Origin of the sequence: Kamptonema sp. UHCC 0994 (assembly GCF_029167235.1) — a bacterium.
In the GTDB taxonomy this organism is placed as follows: domain Bacteria; phylum Cyanobacteriota; class Cyanobacteriia; order Cyanobacteriales; family Microcoleaceae; genus Kamptonema.
On the sequence record NZ_JARFTR010000262.1, the window covers coordinates 1 to 18,699 of the forward strand.

At 43.0% G+C, this 18,699-nt stretch carries 15 protein-coding genes and 1 tRNA gene; 9 read left to right on the forward strand and 7 right to left on the reverse strand.

The window, feature by feature from the left end:
- Positions 1 to 158: 158 nt before the first annotated feature.
- The 3 genes from PY364_RS23100 to PY364_RS23110 all read right to left on the reverse strand — a co-directional run bounded on the left by PY364_RS23100 (position 159) and on the right by PY364_RS23110 (position 4,993).
- Positions 159 to 240: transfer RNA gene (locus PY364_RS23100), tRNA-Leu, on the reverse strand.
- Between the two features lie 82 nt (positions 241 to 322).
- Positions 323 to 997 (reverse strand): peptidoglycan-binding protein, encoded by a 675-nt coding sequence (locus PY364_RS23105; RefSeq protein ID WP_275526686.1) that lies wholly within the window; start codon positions 995 to 997, stop codon positions 323 to 325.
- A gap of 285 nt (positions 998 to 1,282) precedes the next feature.
- Entirely contained in the window at positions 1,283 to 4,993 is a 3,711-nt protein-coding gene (locus tag PY364_RS23110; protein WP_275526687.1) for an NB-ARC domain-containing protein, read from the reverse strand.
- 247 nt (positions 4,994 to 5,240) lie between these two features.
- On the opposite strand from PY364_RS23110, the gene PY364_RS23115 reads away from it, so the two are divergent.
- The 3 genes from PY364_RS23115 (at position 5,241) to PY364_RS23125 (ending at position 8,168) form a co-directional block, all read left to right on the forward strand.
- Positions 5,241 to 5,531: an NHLP leader peptide family RiPP precursor gene (locus tag PY364_RS23115; protein ID WP_275526688.1), complete on the forward strand. Its 291-nt coding sequence runs from the start codon at positions 5,241 to 5,243 to the stop codon at positions 5,529 to 5,531.
- Between the two features lie 129 nt (positions 5,532 to 5,660).
- Positions 5,661 to 7,112 (forward strand): radical SAM family RiPP maturation amino acid epimerase, encoded by a 1,452-nt coding sequence (locus PY364_RS23120; protein ID WP_275526690.1) that lies wholly within the window; start codon positions 5,661 to 5,663, stop codon positions 7,110 to 7,112.
- A gap of 129 nt (positions 7,113 to 7,241) precedes the next feature.
- The gene (locus PY364_RS23125) at positions 7,242 to 8,168 is read left to right on the forward strand and encodes a UPF0489 family protein (protein ID WP_275526692.1); all 927 of its coding nucleotides are present in this window, start codon (positions 7,242 to 7,244) and stop codon (positions 8,166 to 8,168) included.
- A 230-nt stretch (positions 8,169 to 8,398) separates the two neighbouring features.
- Here PY364_RS23125 and PY364_RS23130 read toward each other — a convergent pair whose 3' ends face one another.
- The 4 genes from PY364_RS23130 to PY364_RS23145 all read right to left on the reverse strand — a co-directional run bounded on the left by PY364_RS23130 (position 8,399) and on the right by PY364_RS23145 (position 14,412).
- Complete coding sequence (locus PY364_RS23130) at positions 8,399 to 9,175, reverse strand: pentapeptide repeat-containing protein (protein ID WP_275526694.1); 777 nt, start codon at positions 9,173 to 9,175, stop codon at positions 8,399 to 8,401.
- Positions 9,176 to 9,287: 112 nt separating this feature from the next.
- Positions 9,288 to 11,516, reverse strand: a complete 2,229-nt coding sequence (locus PY364_RS23135) for an NHLP family bacteriocin export ABC transporter peptidase/permease/ATPase subunit (RefSeq protein WP_343278594.1) — start codon at positions 11,514 to 11,516, stop codon at positions 9,288 to 9,290.
- Between the two features lie 8 nt (positions 11,517 to 11,524).
- Complete coding sequence (locus tag PY364_RS23140; RefSeq protein WP_275526698.1) at positions 11,525 to 13,348, reverse strand: NHLP bacteriocin system secretion protein; 1,824 nt, start codon at positions 13,346 to 13,348, stop codon at positions 11,525 to 11,527.
- A 23-nt stretch (positions 13,349 to 13,371) separates the two neighbouring features.
- Complete coding sequence (locus PY364_RS23145; RefSeq protein ID WP_275526699.1) at positions 13,372 to 14,412, reverse strand: cyclic nucleotide-binding domain-containing protein; 1,041 nt, start codon at positions 14,410 to 14,412, stop codon at positions 13,372 to 13,374.
- Positions 14,413 to 14,715: 303 nt separating this feature from the next.
- On the opposite strand from PY364_RS23145, the gene PY364_RS23150 reads away from it, so the two are divergent.
- From PY364_RS23150 to PY364_RS23175, 6 genes are all read left to right on the forward strand, one after another.
- Positions 14,716 to 15,414: a glutathione binding-like protein gene (locus tag PY364_RS23150; RefSeq protein ID WP_275526701.1), complete on the forward strand. Its 699-nt coding sequence runs from the start codon at positions 14,716 to 14,718 to the stop codon at positions 15,412 to 15,414.
- A 162-nt stretch (positions 15,415 to 15,576) separates the two neighbouring features.
- Complete coding sequence (locus PY364_RS23155) at positions 15,577 to 15,795, forward strand: DUF3285 domain-containing protein (protein ID WP_275526703.1); 219 nt, start codon at positions 15,577 to 15,579, stop codon at positions 15,793 to 15,795.
- A gap of 77 nt (positions 15,796 to 15,872) precedes the next feature.
- Positions 15,873 to 16,406 carry an rRNA maturation RNase YbeY gene (gene ybeY, locus PY364_RS23160; protein ID WP_275526705.1) on the forward strand — a complete coding sequence of 178 codons (534 nt, stop codon included), beginning with the start codon at positions 15,873 to 15,875 and terminating at the stop codon, positions 16,404 to 16,406.
- A 179-nt stretch (positions 16,407 to 16,585) separates the two neighbouring features.
- Positions 16,586 to 17,092, forward strand: a complete 507-nt coding sequence (locus tag PY364_RS23165) for a diacylglycerol kinase family protein (RefSeq protein ID WP_275526707.1) — start codon at positions 16,586 to 16,588, stop codon at positions 17,090 to 17,092.
- 29 nt (positions 17,093 to 17,121) lie between these two features.
- Positions 17,122 to 17,709, forward strand: a complete 588-nt coding sequence (locus PY364_RS23170) for an aminodeoxychorismate/anthranilate synthase component II (protein ID WP_275526709.1) — start codon at positions 17,122 to 17,124, stop codon at positions 17,707 to 17,709.
- Positions 17,710 to 17,856: 147 nt separating this feature from the next.
- Entirely contained in the window at positions 17,857 to 18,633 is a 777-nt protein-coding gene (locus tag PY364_RS23175) for an MBL fold metallo-hydrolase (RefSeq protein ID WP_275526711.1), read from the forward strand.
- Positions 18,634 to 18,699 lie beyond the last annotated feature (66 nt).

The window sequence follows — 18,699 nt, forward strand, 5'->3', positions numbered from 1 at the left end:
GCAAACTTGGGCTAAAAATCGATGTGAGGAATCTTATGGACTTACAGGTTAAGTGAACCCATAAGATTGCCACAGCTACATTGAAGCATAACCTTACCGTTGCGGCAAAGTTATGGGCAAAGTCACACTACCAACTGTTAATTGATGTACTGTAACAATGCGGATGAAAGGACTTGAACCTTCACTCCTTTCGGAACCAGAACCTAAATCTGGCGCGTCTGCCAATTCCGCCACATCCGCGTTAAGCCAAAAACAATCATAACACAGAAAACAGAAAAAGGGGTAAAGAAAAATAAAAATTCCTCAAACCCCCACCACATAATCATTTCCCACTTAGCGCCTGCCAAGTAATCTCATCCACAGTGCCATCAACTTTTAAATTATTAGTGGCTTGAAAGTCCTTCACAGCGGTCAAAGTCCGCGCCCCAAAAATCCCGTCAATTGGGCCAGGATCGTAACCTTGCATTTCCAAACGCACCTGTAGCGTCTTCACCTTAGAACCCGCTGCGCCCTTCGCCAATACCTTACTACTCTCAGGAATCTGCTTTTGGGCTACAACCATCGGCTCATCCTTTAAAGCATCCCACGTTGTGCGATCGACAACCCCATCAGGGTTTAATCCCTTCGACTGCTGAAAGGCGCTTACAGCCGAAACAGTTTGGGCTCCAAAGTCGCTATCGATCGCGCCAACATTAAAACCATGAGCCTGCAAACGCTTCTGCACGGCAGCGACCTCAGCACCTCTAGAACCTTTCGATACCGTCTTTTCCTTTTTCGGTGGTTCCTGCAAACCCTGATAAAAAGGCTTATTAAACAGTTCGCGTTCAGAATTTCCTTCCTCAAAGACGGGCTTAACCTGAGCACCTGGAGTAAATAATCCGCTTTCCTCTAACTGTTCAGTTAGAGATTTCGTGCGATCGCCCGCGATCGCACTCCTGGTTAACCCCGGAACCAAAAAGGCCAGTAAACTCAGAATTACAACGGTAGCTACACGCATAAAATATTCCTCTTAGTTAAAGTTTGGCTGTTCTAAACTTCCTAGTGAGATTTTACCATCCGGGAACTTTTCAACAAAGATAGAGATGAAGAATGGGCGATCTCTCCTAGGGGACAAACCCCACACTATTATCCATTTCTAACTTACCCAATTTTAAGCTGTTATAGCAACTGCCAAAGGGTTTAGGACACGATGGATTGCTGAAACTCTCCTGCTTTGATGATCTCTGCCTCCTGCGATATATCATCTCCGAGTAAAAATTATTTCTCGCGTGCGTGCGATCGTTTAAATAAATGCCCCTAAAAGTTTAAGCGTTGCTAATTGGGCTGCTGTTAAATGTGTAGATTCACTCAAACACATTCCTTCATAAAGCCTTTTACTTCTAAGAGTTTCTAAGCAGTCACCGCTGCTAACTTTCCACAATTTAATAGTTTCATCTTGACCGGCACTGGCTAAAATGTCACCATTGGGACTAAAGGCGATCGACCAAACCCAGTTTGTATGTGCGGATAGAGTTTGCCAGCACTTACCCGTGTCAATTTCCCAAAATTTTACAGTTTGATCGCAACTCCCACTCGCTAAGAACTTGCCATCGGGACTAAAGGCAACTGTTTGCACCCAACTAACATGATCCCAAAATGTTTTAAGGCATTTACCTGTATCAAGATCCCAGAGTTTAATCGTTTGGTCGCAACTCCCACTAGCTAACAGTTTGCCATCGGGACTAAAGGCGACTGCTTGCACCCAACTGCTGTGTCCTTCAAAGGTTTTTAAACATTCGCCTGTGTGGACGCACCATATTTTTACGGTTTTGTCTTCGCTGGCGCTGGCAACGATCGCACCATCGGGACTAAAGGCGACTGACCACAGCCAACCTGCGTGCGATCGCAAGGTAGCGCAACAGTTGCCAGAACGAAGGTTCCATAATTTTACGGTATTGTCACCACCACCACTCGCTAACATTTTCCCATCGGGGCTAAATGCTACAGACCGAATCCAGCGCGGGTTTCCTAGTAAGGTTTTCAGGCAAGCGCCACTGCTAGCGTCCCATAATTTAATCGTGTAGTCGCTGCTACCACTAGCTAGGGTTGTGCCGTCAGGACTAAAGGCGACTGAACAAACCCAACCTGCATGACCTAGTAAGGTAATGGGACTACAAGGGTCAGAGGAGTTGCGATTGGTTTGCCAAAGCTTGACTGTACCATCTTCGCTGCCGCTGGCTAGGGTTTTGCCGTCGGGACTGAAGGCGACGGATTGAAACCAACTGGCGTAACCTTGCCAAATGCTGTTGCAGTTACCCGTACTGACTTCCCAAAACCTGACGGTGCGGTCTTCGCCACCGCTGACTAGGGTGTTGCCATCGGGACTAAAGGTGACGGCGCAGAGGCGACTGCTATGGCCGTGTAGTGTTTTTAGGCAGCGCTTTGCTGTTAAATCCCAGATTTTGACGGTGCGATCGCCGCTACCACTAGCAAGTAGTTTACCATCGGGGCTAAAGGCGACGGAACGCAAACGTTGCGAGTGTCCGGGGAGTGATGCTAATAGGGTTCCTGTGTTAGTGTCCCATAGTTTGACGGTGCGATCGCCTCCGCCGCTGGCTAAGGTTTTGCCGTCAGGACTGAAGGTGAGAGTGCGAACCCAACTGCTAGAATCCTGCCATGTCTGCAAGCATTCCCCTGTGAGAACGTTCCATAGTTTGATGGTGCGATCTTCGCTACCACTGGCGAGGGTTTTGCCATCGGGACTAAAGCTGACTGACCAGACGTAACTGGTATGACCTGAGTAAATTTGTTGACACCAACCGGTTTGAATGTCCCATAGTAGAATTGTGCGATCGCCACTGCTGCTGGCTACGGTTTGACCGTCAGGACTGAAGGCCACCGTCCGTACCCGTTGATTGTGTCCTGACAGGGTTTTCAGGCAGTTTCCGGTTCCTACGTCCCAAATTTTGACGGTGCGATCGCTACTCCCGCTGCACAGTAAGCTACCATTTGGGTTGAAGGCAATTGAATTTACCCAACCTGCGTGTCCTTCGTAAATTCTCAACAGCGTACCGTCGTCTGCTAACCACAAGCAAACCTCTCCGTTAGCGTCTCCGGTTGCTAATAGCGTGCCGTCAGGACTAAAGGCAAGTGCTAAAACATTGGTTAGCTGTTTGGCAAAAACAGATTTAGCTAAATCTGCACCTTTAAAATTGACATCATGTAGGTTCGTGCCTTGCAAATAAGCTTGCCAAACTGTGAGATGAGAAAAATCATAGCCGCTGACATCGATCTGCATTTGACACAGGATATTCAGCATATTTCCGGCTGCATACCCAGGGGATTGTGGTGACTGCATTTGCAATTCATGTATCAATTGTTTAAAGTGATTTGCAATCCGCGATTTGGTTTTAAATGCTGTTAATAACCTGTCGAGGATGGGATTGAGAATAAACTTAATTTGGGTTTGTCTGATATAGTCTTTTGCTTGAGCTTTGAGCAAAGCATGACTGTTAAATATTGCAAAATTTCCCGTTTCAATCTCTTCGCAAACTTGTTTGACTAAAGAGCCGATCGCATATTCCCTAACTACTGGCTGTAAGACAAACTGACTGCCTGTTTGTTCGATCAGCGAACGTTGCACTAAAGACTTTAAAGTTTCAACTAAACTAGGTTTGGAAACTAGGGGATAAATATCAGAATATAATTCCTCTGCCGATACTGGCTCTAAATTAATAGCTATCCAGTAAAATAGAGCTTTTCCTAAGTAGGTTAACCGATCGAACTGTTCTTCTAAGAGGGTGCGTATTTCATCAATCACCAATAGGTTATGTTTAGCAAACTCCGAAATATTGCCTTCAAATAATTCTCGAATTGTCGAGGCAATAATTTTTAGTGCTAGGGGATGCCCAGAATACTGTTCAACTAAGGCAAATCCCTCTTTTTCTGATGTCCAGTAACAACCTTTTAGGCGTAAGAGTTGCAGCCCTGCGGAGATAGATAAACCTTGCAGTCGCAAACAGCGAATGGGTAAAGTTTCCCCCTGCATTATCGCAATTTCTTTCGGTTTTTCACGAGTGGTTAGCAGCAAGCAGCTATTGTGGCGACCCTCTCCTAAATACTTAAAAAATTCGCCGTAATCTTCATAACCTTCTTGGTAATAACCTGTGTAAACACCGCCCTGTAGAATTGTTTCGATATTATCTAAAATCACCAAGCAACGATGGCTGCGGAAAAATTCAATGGCGCAAGAGATTTTTTCATGAACTGTTGCAGCTAAATCGATTTCTTGATTATTGGCGATCGATTGCAGAATGCTGGTTAGAATTTGTTGTAGGGGTGGAGCATTTCGCAGCGATCGCCAAATCACGTATTGAAAACGATCTTGAATCTGTTCAGCTAATTTAACGCCGAGATAGGTTTTGCCAATTCCTCCTAAACCAACGATCGCGACTAAGCGACAGCGATCGCCTACAATCCATTGTTTAAGTTGAGCTATTTCCTCGTAGCGATCGTAAAAGGTGGAAACATCAGGCGCAATCCCCCAATCTTGATAACTCTGAGATTGTGCGGGTAGCAAATTGGTGTCAGGCGGCGCAACCGGGGAGTTCAATAACTCTTGAGTTGGGTAGCTTGTGGGTGGGGCTAAAACTGCCACCGATAAAGCGGGGCGAAGTTGTTCCTCAATGGTGGCGCGATCGCTATCCGAGTTTTCTGGTAAAGACAGGTTCTCCTTTTCCCCCACTGGAGACCATTTTCGCTCTAGTGCTGCTCGAAAGTTCGCCTTGCTTACCTTTTCGCCACAAGCATCTGAGAGCGATCGCCACAGTTTCGGGCCTGCATCTTGCTTGAGATAGCTAGCTGAATAGCCGTGAGTTTGGGCAACTTCGTCATAACGCAAACTTGGCCTCGTCCAAAATTCCTCTAATAACAGTCTTTGCAAGTCGCTCAAGTGCCTGGCCGTTTTAGCCACCACCAAATTATCTGCCAATTCTAGTGCCTGACTGACGTTCATGGTTTAAAACTTAGGCTCTTCGCTAACAACAGTGTACCTGACCTGAATTTAACAGAGTTTTTCTGACTAAACTTAACAAAATAATTAAATTTTGTTTCTAAGTCCTGAATTTTACTGAACTTTTCTATATTGACGGTACTGGGAAGGACTGGTTATTCTGATAAAAGATTCGAGCAAGAATCAAACGTCAAGCGAACATCGCAAAGACACCTCTCAAACCCACTCATTTAAAATAGGAAAGAACATCATGTCTACTCGCAAAGAAGCCGAAGAAAAACTCGCCATCAAAGCTCTTCAAGATCCCAGCTTCCGGGCAAAACTTAAAGCAAATCCTAAAGCAGTGATTGCTGAAGAGTTTGACACTCAAGTCCCCGACGATCTGACAATTGAAGTAGTGGAAGAAACAGCTACGAAGATGTACTTAGTCCTACCTAGTGCGGAAGCTGTTGAAGAAGAATTGTCTGAAGAACAATTAGAAGCAGTCGCTGGTGGCGCGGCCATCTTCGGCGGCAGACGCTGGTACTTTGTTACCCGATAATTAACGCAATTTACCAAGCCAAACAAGCATTTTAATAAATGCGTTGATTTAATGAGAGGAAGCAAATCAGGAATAATTTTTTTTGCTTCCTCTTTACTATCGGATCGAGAAAAGGAGAGGATTTACAAAATGGCTACTAGCACCATACAATTTGCTCCAAATTTGACTCAACCGCATCAGAACTATGAGCCTGAAATGCTCCATCGGTGGATGGGATTAGAGCCAGAGGAATTAACAAGTATCAGTCATATCAAGCGCTTTACTGAATATTACGAAGCCGATCCAGAATTTAGAAACAACATAGTAATTGCTCCAGACCAAACTGTTGCTAAATATAATCTCAAAATCCCTTTAGAAGAAATTCGCTGGTTGTGGGACAAAGAGTTTGCGAAAAGTCAACAAACTCAAGGCATACCCTTTCCCCCATCTATACAACTTTTCATTGATTACGAAACAGCACACAATCAATGGGTCGATCGCTGGCGCACTCAGATGCCTGATAGCGATCCAAGATTTCAATCATGGCGAGATCGGCAAATGGCACGGTTAGATGGCGAAATTAGCAAGCTAATGAATGCTCAAATTGCTCACTCACCTGTCTGTTTTGAACTGAGTAAAGGTTGTTCTGTTGGCTGTTGGTTCTGCGGCGTATCTGCTCCTCGCTTCAGTGATATCTTTACTTATACCCCTGAAAATGCCCAACTTTGGCGTGAAGTATTAGAAGTTATTAAGGAAATTGGCGGGCCAGCGGCCGGGGCAGGTTTTTGTTATTGGGCAACCGATCCTCTAGATAACCCCGATTATGAAAATTTTGTCAGGGATTTTCACGCTATTTTAGGCACAATTCCGCAAACGACAACTGCCCAACCGATGAAAGATCCTGCACGCCTGCGCTCATTCCTGAAATTTTCAGATAGTAAAGGATTTGCTTACCATCGGTTCTCAATTTTGTCACTCAAAATTCTAGAGAATGTGTTTGCAGAATTTAGCCCAGAAGAGTTAATTCGTGTTGGTCTAGTGCTGCAAAATAAAGAGTCAATTATGAATAAAGCTGTCGCTGGACGCAGCTTAGAAAAGCAGAAAAAAGCTGGAGAAGTTGATGATGACCAACCTGTGCAATCAACCATTGCTTGCGTGACGGGATTTTTGTTTAATATGGTTGAGCGTAGCGTTAAGTTAATCAGTCCTTGCAAAGCTGACGATCGATGGCCAAATGGGTATCGGGTTTACGATCGAGGAACTTTTGAAACTGCAAGCGATCTCAGAGTTCTCTTAGAACGGATGATGACTCAGCAGATGCCTTTAGGGATTAGACCAGATATTCGCCTACGGTTTCGCCGCGATCTCAAACACGAAAATCTTGACGATGGCTTCAAGGTTTCAACTCGATTTCTAGCACTCAAGTTCCGCCACCGTCCTTTGATTAAAGAATTAGGTGAAGCAATTTTAAAAGGCGATAAAACAGCGAAAGAAATCGTTGCACAATTTGAACAGTTAGGAGTTCCCACAGCCGAAATTAATTACTCCCTTAACTTAATGTTCAATCGCGGCATTCTTGATGACGAACCTCAGCAGGGGTAAAAGCCGATTTCCTGCAAGAAAGTGCCATGCTAGCAACCAAAAGCTAATTGATTCAGCATTTGACTCAATCGGTTAGAGCTTTGACATTAACTGAATTAAGTTCAACCCTCAAAAATCATCATCTTAACTATGACCAAAATTCCGTTTTATATCATGGAAGAACATCATGAAGCCTTCTTTATTTGGAATTACGCAGTGGCGGAAGGGCTGATTGACAAAACTCAGAATACGCTACTCCATGTAGACGAGCATTCAGATATGGTATTTCCACTTTTAAATACTTCCCTGAAGTCGGTGAATCATAATCTAAAACAACTGCATGACTTGACCTACAGCGAACTATCGATAGCAAGTTTCATCTATCCTGCAATTTATCAAGGAATGTTTAGTGGGGTTTACTGGCTACGTCAACAGCACGACAAGAGTTCTCGTGTACAGAAAAAAATGCAGATCTATTCCCACCAAGGTAAAGGAAAGCGATTGATGCTAAAATCAAAAGCTGATTTCAACGAATTGTTCAATCCTGATTACAAGTCTTTCACCATGACATATATGACTGTGCAAGATTCTCTCTCTAGTCAGGAAGTACAAAAATCAAATAAATCAGTCATTCTTGATATCGATATTGACTATTTTTCTTGTGATAACGCATCGGGAGCCTATTTTGAAGTTGAGATTACCCAAGATGCCTACGATGACTACGTTAATAACTTCTACAACAAAATTCGTCTTTCTCTAGGGGGAAATACATCGGTTAAATGTATGGATGGGAAATATTACTTTTGTACCATCCAACCAGATGAGTTACTGGCTGAAAAGTTAAAGGTGTCTGAGGATACAATCGTAGAACGAATTGATGCACTGATCGATTTTTTGAAAGTAAATGAAATTCAGCCTAAATTAATAGATGTATGTCGTTCTCGTCTGAGTGGATATACACCTAACGATCAATGGGAATTCATTGAGAATACGCTAGTAGAAAAGTTATCTAGCATTTATGAATTCGAGCCAATTTTTGTGAGCGAACTATCCAAAAAAGTTTTAGTAGAGGTGTAGTTTTATAGCGGTTCCTAACTAATTTTGGTACAAAACATCACCCGAAATTTAATTAAATGTAGGGTGGGCGATCGCCGACAACTATCTTCTGCTATGATTTATCCCTCTTTTATCACTTCGGGGAGAGTAAAATAAAAAGCAGAATTCCCACAATAGTCGTCAACACATAAACACCACCAAAAGCCGGATTCTCAGGATTGAAATGTTCCCCATTTAATCCATAGTACTCATTATGGTAGTAGCGCATTTTGCAGATTAGCACCCTTTAAATCAGCACTCTCTAAATCGGTGCTAGATAGATTCGCTCCTTGTAGATTAGCGTAGCTTAGATCGAGTGCCATCAAGTTGGCTCCTGTTAAATCTGCATAACTCAAATTAGCATGACTTAAGTTAGCGCCTTCTATATCTGCTAGCCTCAAGTCAGCATTTCTTAAAACTGCATAAGTAAGATTTACATCTCGTAATTCTGCCCCCTGGAGTGAGGCTTGTGTCAGATCGGCTTTTGATAGCTGAGCCTCACAGAGGTTGGCTTTAACAAGCCGAGTATTAATCATTTTTACAAGCCCTTCAGATATAATCCCACATAAATTGGCTTGTTCTAAATTTGCTCCGCAAAAACTGGTGTTACATAAGTAATCAGAGTACAAATATACCTGACGTAAGCTAGAGTTATCAAAGATAGTACCATATAAAACTGCATCCATAATAAATGCTTGGTCAAGATTTGTTCCCTGTAAAATACACGAGGTTAAATCTACACCGCCTAAGTGTGCTTTAGAGAGTATAGCGTTTGCCAAGTTTGAACAGCTTAGATTGACTTGATCGAGATTGGCCTCAGTAAGATTTGCATCACTTAAGTTTACGTTAACAAGATTAGCTTGTCTCAGAGTTGCGCCACTAAAGTTGGCTTTTATTAATTGGCACCCTTCCAAATCAATGCCTGATAGATCTAAGTTGGAAAAATCTCTCCATCCGTCATGATAACGAATCATTATCTCATTTTTCATCGCAGGTTCTGAGCGGCGATCGCCCACCTTACAATTACCAAATTACCAATTATCAATTACCAATTACCAATTCCTAATTACCAATTACCAATTACCAATTACCAATAATATTTCACTCAGACTGAATCAAGCGCATATAAGGGCCTGGAACTGCCCTCATTTCCTCATGAGTACCGCGCTGCACAACCTTACCTCGATCTAAGAGAATGATCTCATCACAGTCACGAATTGTACTCAAACGGTGAGCAACAATTAAACAAGTACAACCCCGCCGCCGTAAATTTTGATCGATAATTTTCTCGGTTTCTGCATCTAAAGCACTGGTAGCTTCATCCATAATTAAGATTGAAGGATCGTTGACCAAAGCGCGGGCAATTTCTAAACGTTGTCGCTGTCCGCCACTTAAATTCACCGCACCTTCAAGCAAATTCCCTTCAATACCCCCAGAAATGGCTAAAACCACATCTAAAATCGCCGCATCTTCACAAGCACGTAATAACTGATCCTTGGGAATTGTACTATCCCATAGAGTTAAGTTTTCACGCACAGTTCCCCCAAATAGAAAAATATCTTGTTCCACCATTGACAGAGAATTTGTAAGCACAGAACGGGGAATTTTCTGACGGGGAATACCATCAAATAAAATCTCTCCAGACCAAGCTTCATATAACCCCGCCACTGTTTTGGCAACAGTTGATTTACCAGAACCACTCCCTCCCACTAACGCTACTCGCTGGCCTGGTTGCAAGCTGAGACTAAGATTTTCAACTAAAGGATTGTCAATTCGTGAATAGCCAAAAGTGAGATTGCGAAGTTCTAGATATCCTGCCAATTTAAAGGCAGAATTAGTTAATTTTCCATTTGTACGAGGTATCGCATCAACCTGAAAGGGATTTTGTGGATTTTCTAGGTTAATCTGCGAATCAACTTCATTATCTAGCACATCATCTAATTGATTGATATCTCCCTCTAACTCCTGAAGGGTACTACCAAAACTCACCAAGGTATTAACTGGCTTCTGAAACAACCCCATTAAACTTTGAAAGGCCACTAACATCCCTATGCTTAGATGTCCATCCATCACCCGCAACCCGCCAATAACAAGCAGTGACAGAGTAGTTAAAGCAGTGATAAAATTGGGTAAAACAGTGATAGTTTGGTTGCTAATTCCGAGTTCCTGTTGAGAATTTTCTGCTTTCGTATAGTATCCAGCCCAACGAGCAAAAAAGTCTGATTCTAAGGCTGCCGATTTGATGGTTTCAATACTTTGTAAGCCAGCAATAGCGATACCTGCTGCCTTTCCTTGATCTTGCACTAACCTCCTGTGACTATCTTTGCGTTGCCGTGCTACCCACTGCAAGGTTGTGACATTAAGAATCGCAAAAAAGATGCTAATTAAAGTCAGTACCCAGTCATAGGCAAACATCACTGCTGCATAGAATACCACCATCACAACATCGATCGCAGTTTGGGCTAACTGGCCAGATAATACATCTGCAACTCTGGTATTTAAATGGGCGCGGTTGCTAATTTCTCCGGCGAACCTTTGAGCATAAAATCCCACTGGTAAGCGGAGAATATGCCAGATAAATCGGCTTGACATCCCCACAGATAGTTTGATTTGTAAATGTCTTAAGTAGCGCAATTGCAGCAGGGTTAAACTGGCTTGAATTATGGCAGTAATTCCGATACCAATTATTAATGGTCGCAACCAATCATAGCGATTTTCGACAAGAATATTATCAACAAAAATTTGACCAAAAATGGAAATAGCTAACCCTGGAATTACAAGGAAAAACCCGGCTAAGATACAGTAGATAATTGCTCCAGATGAGCCTTTTAAACGCTCCACTAAAGAGCGAATAATGTTAGGTTTACGGCCACCACGTTTAAACTCTGGGCTCGGTTCCATGAGTAAAACTACGCCGGTGTAAGCCTCATCAAATTCCTCAAAACTCACACTCCGAGGGCCGGTACCGGGATCGTTAAGATAAACACGGTCTTTCGTAAATCCTTCAACTACTAGAAAATGATTGAAGTTCCAAAATACAATAAAGGGTGGTTTAATTTCTTGAAGTTGGGCGAGTTGTTTTTTAAACCCTTTCGCCTGCATTCCATAATTTTTTGCCGCTTTCAATACATTCGATGCTTTACTGCCATCACGGGAAACACCGCAATTAGTCCGCAGTTCCGCTAAAGGAACGATTAGACCATAATATCTAAGAATAATTCCCAAAGCGGCGGCACCACACTCCACCGCTTCCATTTGTAATAGGGTTGGTGTTTTTACTCGCTTGGGGACTTGGGGTTGTTTTGATTTAGTAAATCCAATCTTTAGCATTTTTTGCATCAATAAATACCAGTCCATTCCCGAAGAACGGGTAGTAAAAAGGTGATAGGGGCTTGTTCTTCTACTCGAACTCTAGCAGTGGTGGTGATACCGGAGGTAATTTTTAGTTCCGGGCCTTGGGAAGAAGACCACTTGTAACCGCTGGGGGTTTGGTCTGATTCCAATTGGGCTCGCACTTCCACAATCGCCCCGGTATCGGCATTTACTCCACCTACTCCGCTACTGACACTTTGAATTAATCCACTAACAAGATCGGGATTGCCAATTACTGTCGCCACACCTTTTTGAGTAATAGGAAATTCTGAAACTGAAGTGACAGTACCAACAATTCCTCCATATCGTTGTCGTTTAACTGTATCCGGTGTAATTTGAATCATCATCCCCGGTTTAACTTTCTTACCATCTTTAACTGTAAAGTAACTAACCCCAACTAGAGTTCCTTTGCGGCTGGTGACATTCAAAGAACCTAAATTAGTTCCTGGTGCAACTACTTCTCCTTCTGTGGCCATAATTTCTAAAATACAGCCGGCGTGAGGACTGCGAATTTCGCTGTTGTCAATAATTTGTTGTTGCAATTGAGCAATTTCTCGACCGACATCCTGAATAGGATTTTTCTTATTATTTAGTTGTTCCAAGTTGTTTTGTTCTAACCGCTTGGCTTTGGTTTCCAATTCTTGCAAATCTGCCTGAGTTTGACGAATTTGGTTAAGATTTTCTAGGTGTCGTTGTTGAGATTCTGTTTCCTTTACTTCCAAGTCCTTGAGTTGCGCTTTAATTTCATTTATTTGATTGAGACTATTCAGATATTGCTGTTGGGTTGTGGCTTCTTGAACATCGATATCTTTGAGTTTTGCCTGGAGCGCTCCAATTTGATTGAGATTTTCCAAATATTGTTGTTGCGCTTCCACTTCACGGGCATCTAAATCTTTCAATTCTGCCTTGAGTTCTGCAACGCTTTCCAATTTCTGCAAATATTCTTGTTCTGCTTCGAGTAAAGTATCTTGAGGGATCGCACCTTCTGAAAATAATTCTCGACGTTTTTTTAATCTTTCTGCTAAAACTGGCGCTAGTTTTTTAGCATTTTCTAAGCGTTGTTCCAGACTATGACGCTGTTCAGTAATGGTATTTAAGCCTTTTTCTTTGAGAGTAGGGGTAAGTGATTTAGTATCTCGTAGTTGCTGTTGAATACTCTGTCTTTGTCTGAGAATGGCATCTAAACCTCTGCTTTGGAGTAGAGGTGTCATTTGTTGCAAATCCTGTAATCTTTGTTGTAGACTCTGACGTTGTTGGGCAATGGCATCTAAGTCTTTATTTTGCAGCATAGGAGTCATGGACTGAGCGGCTAAAAGACGTTGCTGAAGACTAATTTTGGAGGCAATAATGGCATCTTGTTCAGAACGAGTGCCCTGATTTAAGAGTACAGATGTTTCGTTAGATTGCTGTTGCAATTGTGCTTGTTTATCTTGAGCGAGTTTGAGCCGCTGTTTTAGTTCAGAGGGATCGATGGTTGCCAAGCGTTCATTTTTAGCAATACATTGACCTGCTTGGACATATAATGTTTTGAGTTGACCAGAAATCGGGGATTGAAAATCAACTACTTGACGGGGTGCGATAAAGATACCGCGTCCATCGATGTTGATTGGTATTTTGCCAAATATACTCCATGCTAATCCGACTAAAACTAAACCTCCTAAAACGCTTAAAGGTATCCATTCTTTGGGGCCAACCACTTGCATGAGTTGATCGAGGCGTTCTGGAGAAGAGAGTCGTTCTAGAGATTCTTGACGAAAAATATTTCGTTTTTTGCTATCTTTCGTAAACATAGTAAGTCACTCAATTATAACGGTTAACGTAACTGGCGAATCATCCAATCAAAGCGGGTACCGGCAATGGCAGTTCCTTCTAAAACATCGAAATCAAGTTCGTCTTCGGCATCAATTTCTTCGGAGAGCATGGAAGTAAGATCGTTGGCGAGGGTGGCAAATCCACGCCGAATTAGTCGATCGCGCCAACGATTTGATAGGACAACAGCAATGGCTCGATAAAATCGACTCGCAAAGGCTCTGTCTTGCTCTAGTTTGGCGGCTAATTGTGATTGAGGTAGGGCTAGTAACCAAGCATTTTCTACTACTTTGACGGTGGCAGAGGCGGTTCCTATTTCGACAAAGGACATTTCTCCGAGGATTTCGCCTTTGATTGACTTTGCTACTTCTTTCTCTGTTGTAATTCCGTTTTTGCTCAGGGAGATATAAATTCCTAATGTGCCTTCTAGTAAGATGTAAACGGCTGGTACGGGTTTTCCTTGTTGGATGAGAACAGTATTAGGAATAACTTTTTCGGGAACTCCGTTAGCAATCATCCAAGCAATATCGCTATCATTAAGGACGGCAAATACTAGCAACACTTTTCGTAATGGCTCGCTGGGCAATGCTTGATTTTCCGTCAGTAATCCTGACAATCCTCGCAATTGATCGGAGAGTTTTAAGGATAATAAGTGATAGAAACGAGAGGCAAAATCTCCATCTATTTCTAGTTTACGGGCAAGGGTGTTTTTAGATAGTGACAATACCTGAGAATATTCGACTACTTTGATGGTAGCGGAAGGTAAATGATTGTCCAAAAAAGACATTTCTCCCATTAGTTCGCCACCGAATAGTCGCTTGAGTTCTTGTTCTCCTCCATCTTGACGAGATACTGTGACAGCTAGGGTTCCTGAGATAGATAGATAGAGGGATTCTACTGGATGACCTTCTTGGATTAGCACTCGCCCTGGTTGACAGTTTTCTGCGGTAGCTTGATGTAAAATCCATTCTAAATCACTCTGGTTTAAAATACCAAAGAAAGGAAATTCAGCTAGAGTTTCTGGAACAATCTGTGGAGTTTTCATAGATAAAATTGTCAAGCTACTTCTGCGAGGACAAGCTAAGCTTTGTTGGTAAAACTAGATAGAAAACACCCTAGGATTGGAATTTGCATCAGACTTTGAGTCTTGCTACTAAACTTTTTTTGCACATTTTCAATGAACGAATGATACAAAAAAAATCTGGGAGTGTCAAGTAACTTATCAAAAATTTACACCTGTTGGCTCCTTGAGTTTTAATTACTCAATTTTTGTGTCAAGCTTTGTTAAGCTATAATTTGAGAGTGTGTGATACCCAAAGCAGAATTTTTGTAATCTCAGGAGACATCTATGATTGAAGTTTATTACTGGACAACACCCAACGGACATAAAATTACTATGTTTCTGGAGGAAGTGGGAGTACCTTATACGCTGATTCCGATTAATATTGGTGCCGGCGATCAGTTTAAACCAGAGTTTTTGAAGATTGCCCCTAATAATCGTATTCCTGCTATTGTCGATCGCGAACCTGTAGATGGTGGCGAACCAATTTCTGTGTTTGAGTCGGGGGCAATTTTGCTTTATTTGGCAGAAAAAACCGGAAAGCTGATCCCTGCGGAGATTCGCGATCGCGTCGAAGTTCTACAATGGCTATTCTGGCAGATGGGCGGGTTGGGGCCAATGGCCGGACAGAACCATCATTTCAGTCAGTATGCTCCTGAAAAAATTCCCTACGCGATCGCACGCTACGTCAATGAGACGGGACGGTTGTATGCTGTGTTGAATCGGCGGTTAAGCGATCGCGAATTTGTTGGCGGTGACTATTCGATCGCCGATATTGCCATTTATCCCTGGATTGTACCCCATGCGCTCCAAAGCCAAAAGCTAGAAGATTTTGAGCATTTGCAGCGTTGGTTTGAAGCCATTAAAGCTCGTCCAGCAACCATTCGAGCTTATGAACAAGCAGAAGCGTTCAAAACTCAGGCAATTAGTATTGAAGAGTCACGAAATTTGTTGTTTAATCAGTCTGCCAAAACAGTCAATGATTGATTGAAGGAACAAGGAACATATCCGTAACGCCGCCTTCCAGGCGGTACCGCCTAGAAGGCGGCGTTACAGATCGCGATCGCCTCCACCCGACCTGCTATACAAAACATTACATTTTTGTTACAATTGTCCCAAGTTTAATCTTAACTGTCAACCTTCAGAACAATGAGCCAATCGCCCTCACCCATTGAAACCGACTCCGAGCCAGCCGCCGAAACCCCCACCCCGCCTGGAACAGCACCTCAACCCAGTTATGTTAAACTCGCCATGCGAAACATGGTTCGCAAGCGGGGAACCTCCCTGTTTCATTTTACCCTGACAGCGATCGCCCTGTTAGGGATACTAATCGGTTTAGCATTCATCGATCGCTATTTTCATCCCTAATATAGTAGTTTTTATTCCCAGTTAACAGTTAACAATTAACAATTAATAATTAACAAACATTTCAGGAGTGCCAAAAAATGGAAATCGAGGTGAGCGTACAGGACTTTTACTGGGAAACTGGCGAATCAGCTTTAACTGCAATTAGCCCTCACAGTATAACCAACGGGCAGATTCAGCCAGAAACCTGGGAAAACTGGTTTCAGAAATGGCTAGAAACCCTTTCCCCAGATATTGGGCAAGTTCCCAGTTGCGAGCTCAGCCTCCGTCTCACAGGAGACCCTGAAATGCAAACCCTCAACACCCAATATCGGCAACAAAATCAACCAACCGATGTACTAGCTTTTGCCGCTTTAGAGGTAAACTGCTTTTATCCCCAAGAAATGCTAGCATCTCTCCCCCTGTATTTGGGTGATATAGTAATCTCCGTCGATACAGCTCACCGCCAAGCCCAACAGCAAGGGCATCCCTTAAAAACGGAGCTCGCATGGCTAGCGGCTCACGGTTTTCTGCATCTTTTGGGCTGGGATCACCCGGATGAAGATAGTTTGAATAGTATGCTCAATCAACAAGAAATGTTGCTGCAAACAATTGGTCTTGCTGTTCAGACATAAACGCTTTTAATTCTACCAGATTGGTCGCGATGACTTAAATTTCATCATAATCAAGTCAAAAATAACTTTCTCAAATCAAACCCAAAAATCAGCAAAAGCCCAGGAAAGTTACGAGACTAAATCAAGCCAATCTTAAATGTCTTAGGAATACTCATCTCTCTAACTTAAGTTTGCCATTTATGAAACTAAATGAGTCATCAATCTCCTCAGAGTGTACAGAATTTATCACAGACCCAGACTCTCCAACCCAAAGCCTTAAAGAATCTAATAAAGCAGTAAAGCACAACCGGGAATTATCCTGGCAAGTCGCCTCCAGTTTAGCAATTAGTTTTAAATTCGCCTGGGCAGGCCTAACTTATGCTTTTGAAACTCAGCGTAATTTTCGCATTCACACCGTCATTGGCACCTTAGCAATTCTCTTAAGTATCTTTTTGCATCTAAACCCAGTAGAAATATCCGTAATTGGCTTAACAATCGGTCTAGTTTTAGCCCTAGAATTGTTAAATACTGCGATAGAATCAGTAGTAGACTTAACAGTTCAGCAAACATACCACGACCTTGCTAGAATAGCCAAAGATTGTGCTGCTGGATCTGTGCTAGTTTCAGCAATGGTGTCTGCCCTCGTCGCAGCTACACTGTTGCTCCCTCCTTTATTAGCACTGATTCAATCAGCAATTAATCATTAGGCAACAGCTTATTTATAGGAGTATCACCATTGATTATAGTCATCGACAACTACGACAGCTTCACCTATAATTTGGTGCAGTATTTAGGAGAATTAGGTACTGATTTGCCCGTAGCCGCGCAAATCCAAGTCTACCGCAACGACCAAATTTCTATAGAAGAAATTCGCCAGTTGCAGCCAGCAGCCGTTGTGATTTCTCCAGGGCCGGGGCGGCCGGAAGATGCAGGAATTTCTCTAGAATTGATTAAGCAATTAGGGTCAACCATACCAATTTTAGGAGTTTGCCTCGGCCATCAAAGTATCGGTCAAGTCTTTGGGGGCAATATTGTTTCTGCACCAACTTTAATGCACGGCAAAACTTCTCCGGTTCTGCACGCAGGAACAGGAGTTTTTGAGGGTGTAGAATCGCCCCTGACTGCCACCCGCTATCACAGTTTAGTAATTGAACGAGAAACTTGTCCAGAGGTTTTAGAAATTACAGCTTGGGTTGAAGATGGTACGATTATGGGCGTGCGACATCGCCAATATCCGCACATTGAAGGAGTTCAATTTCACCCTGAAAGTGTGTTGACAACTTCTGGAAAGCAATTGCTACGAAATTTCTTGGCAAGGCTTTAGGACTTACACATAATTTGTAACGCCGCCCTCTGGGCGGTATCATTATCACCCACAGGGCGGCGTTACGTAAAGCGTAAGTTAAGTCCCATTTATGCTATAACAACAGACTACCGATACCTGCAACCTAACACTTAAAAATACCCAATAATGAAACGGCGACAATTAATGCGTTACGCACAGACAAGTTTACTAGCAGCTTTAGCAACCGGTTTACCTTCGGGATGGCAAAGCTATCAAGCACAAACCAGCGATGCTTTGTCCGTGCAATGGTTGGGTCATACTTGCTTTTTGTTCGCGGGCGGCGGTTTAAAAGTCCTGGTGAATCCCTTCCGCCAAATCGGTTGTACGGCGGGATATCGCGCTCCCAATGTGGCTACAGATTTGATTTTGATCAGCAGCAGATTACTCGATGAAGGTGCGATTGACGGATTTTCAAACAATCCCGGACTCCTTTACGAACCGGGAGTTTTTCAGTTTAATGGGATACGGATTGAAGGTATTCGCACAGAGAAAGATCGCGAAGGTGGACGGCGTTTTGGGATGAATGTGGCTTGGATGTGGAAGCAGGCGGGTCTCAAAATTCTACACTTGGGGGGAATTGCGGGACAGATTGGAATTGAACAACAAATTTTGCTGGGACGGCCAGATTTGCTATTGATTCCGGTGGGAGGCGGGCCAAAGGCTTATACTCCTGAAGAGGCGAAAAAAACTGTGGAACTCCTGAAACCTAAAATGGTGATTCCGACTCATTACAAAACCCAAGCGGCGGATGCTGCTACCTGTGATTTGGTATCGCTAGATGAGTTTTTGGCGTTGATGAGTGGTACTCCTGTGCGTCAGATCGATCGGGATACGATCGCGCTTAAACCTGCTGATTTACCTGATACTGGGTCAGTAATTGAAGTTTTAAGTTACAAGTTTTAATGGTTGCTATATTTGTCTCCGCTTAAATACTTTACTTACGTAACGCCGCCCTCTGGGCGGTATCTT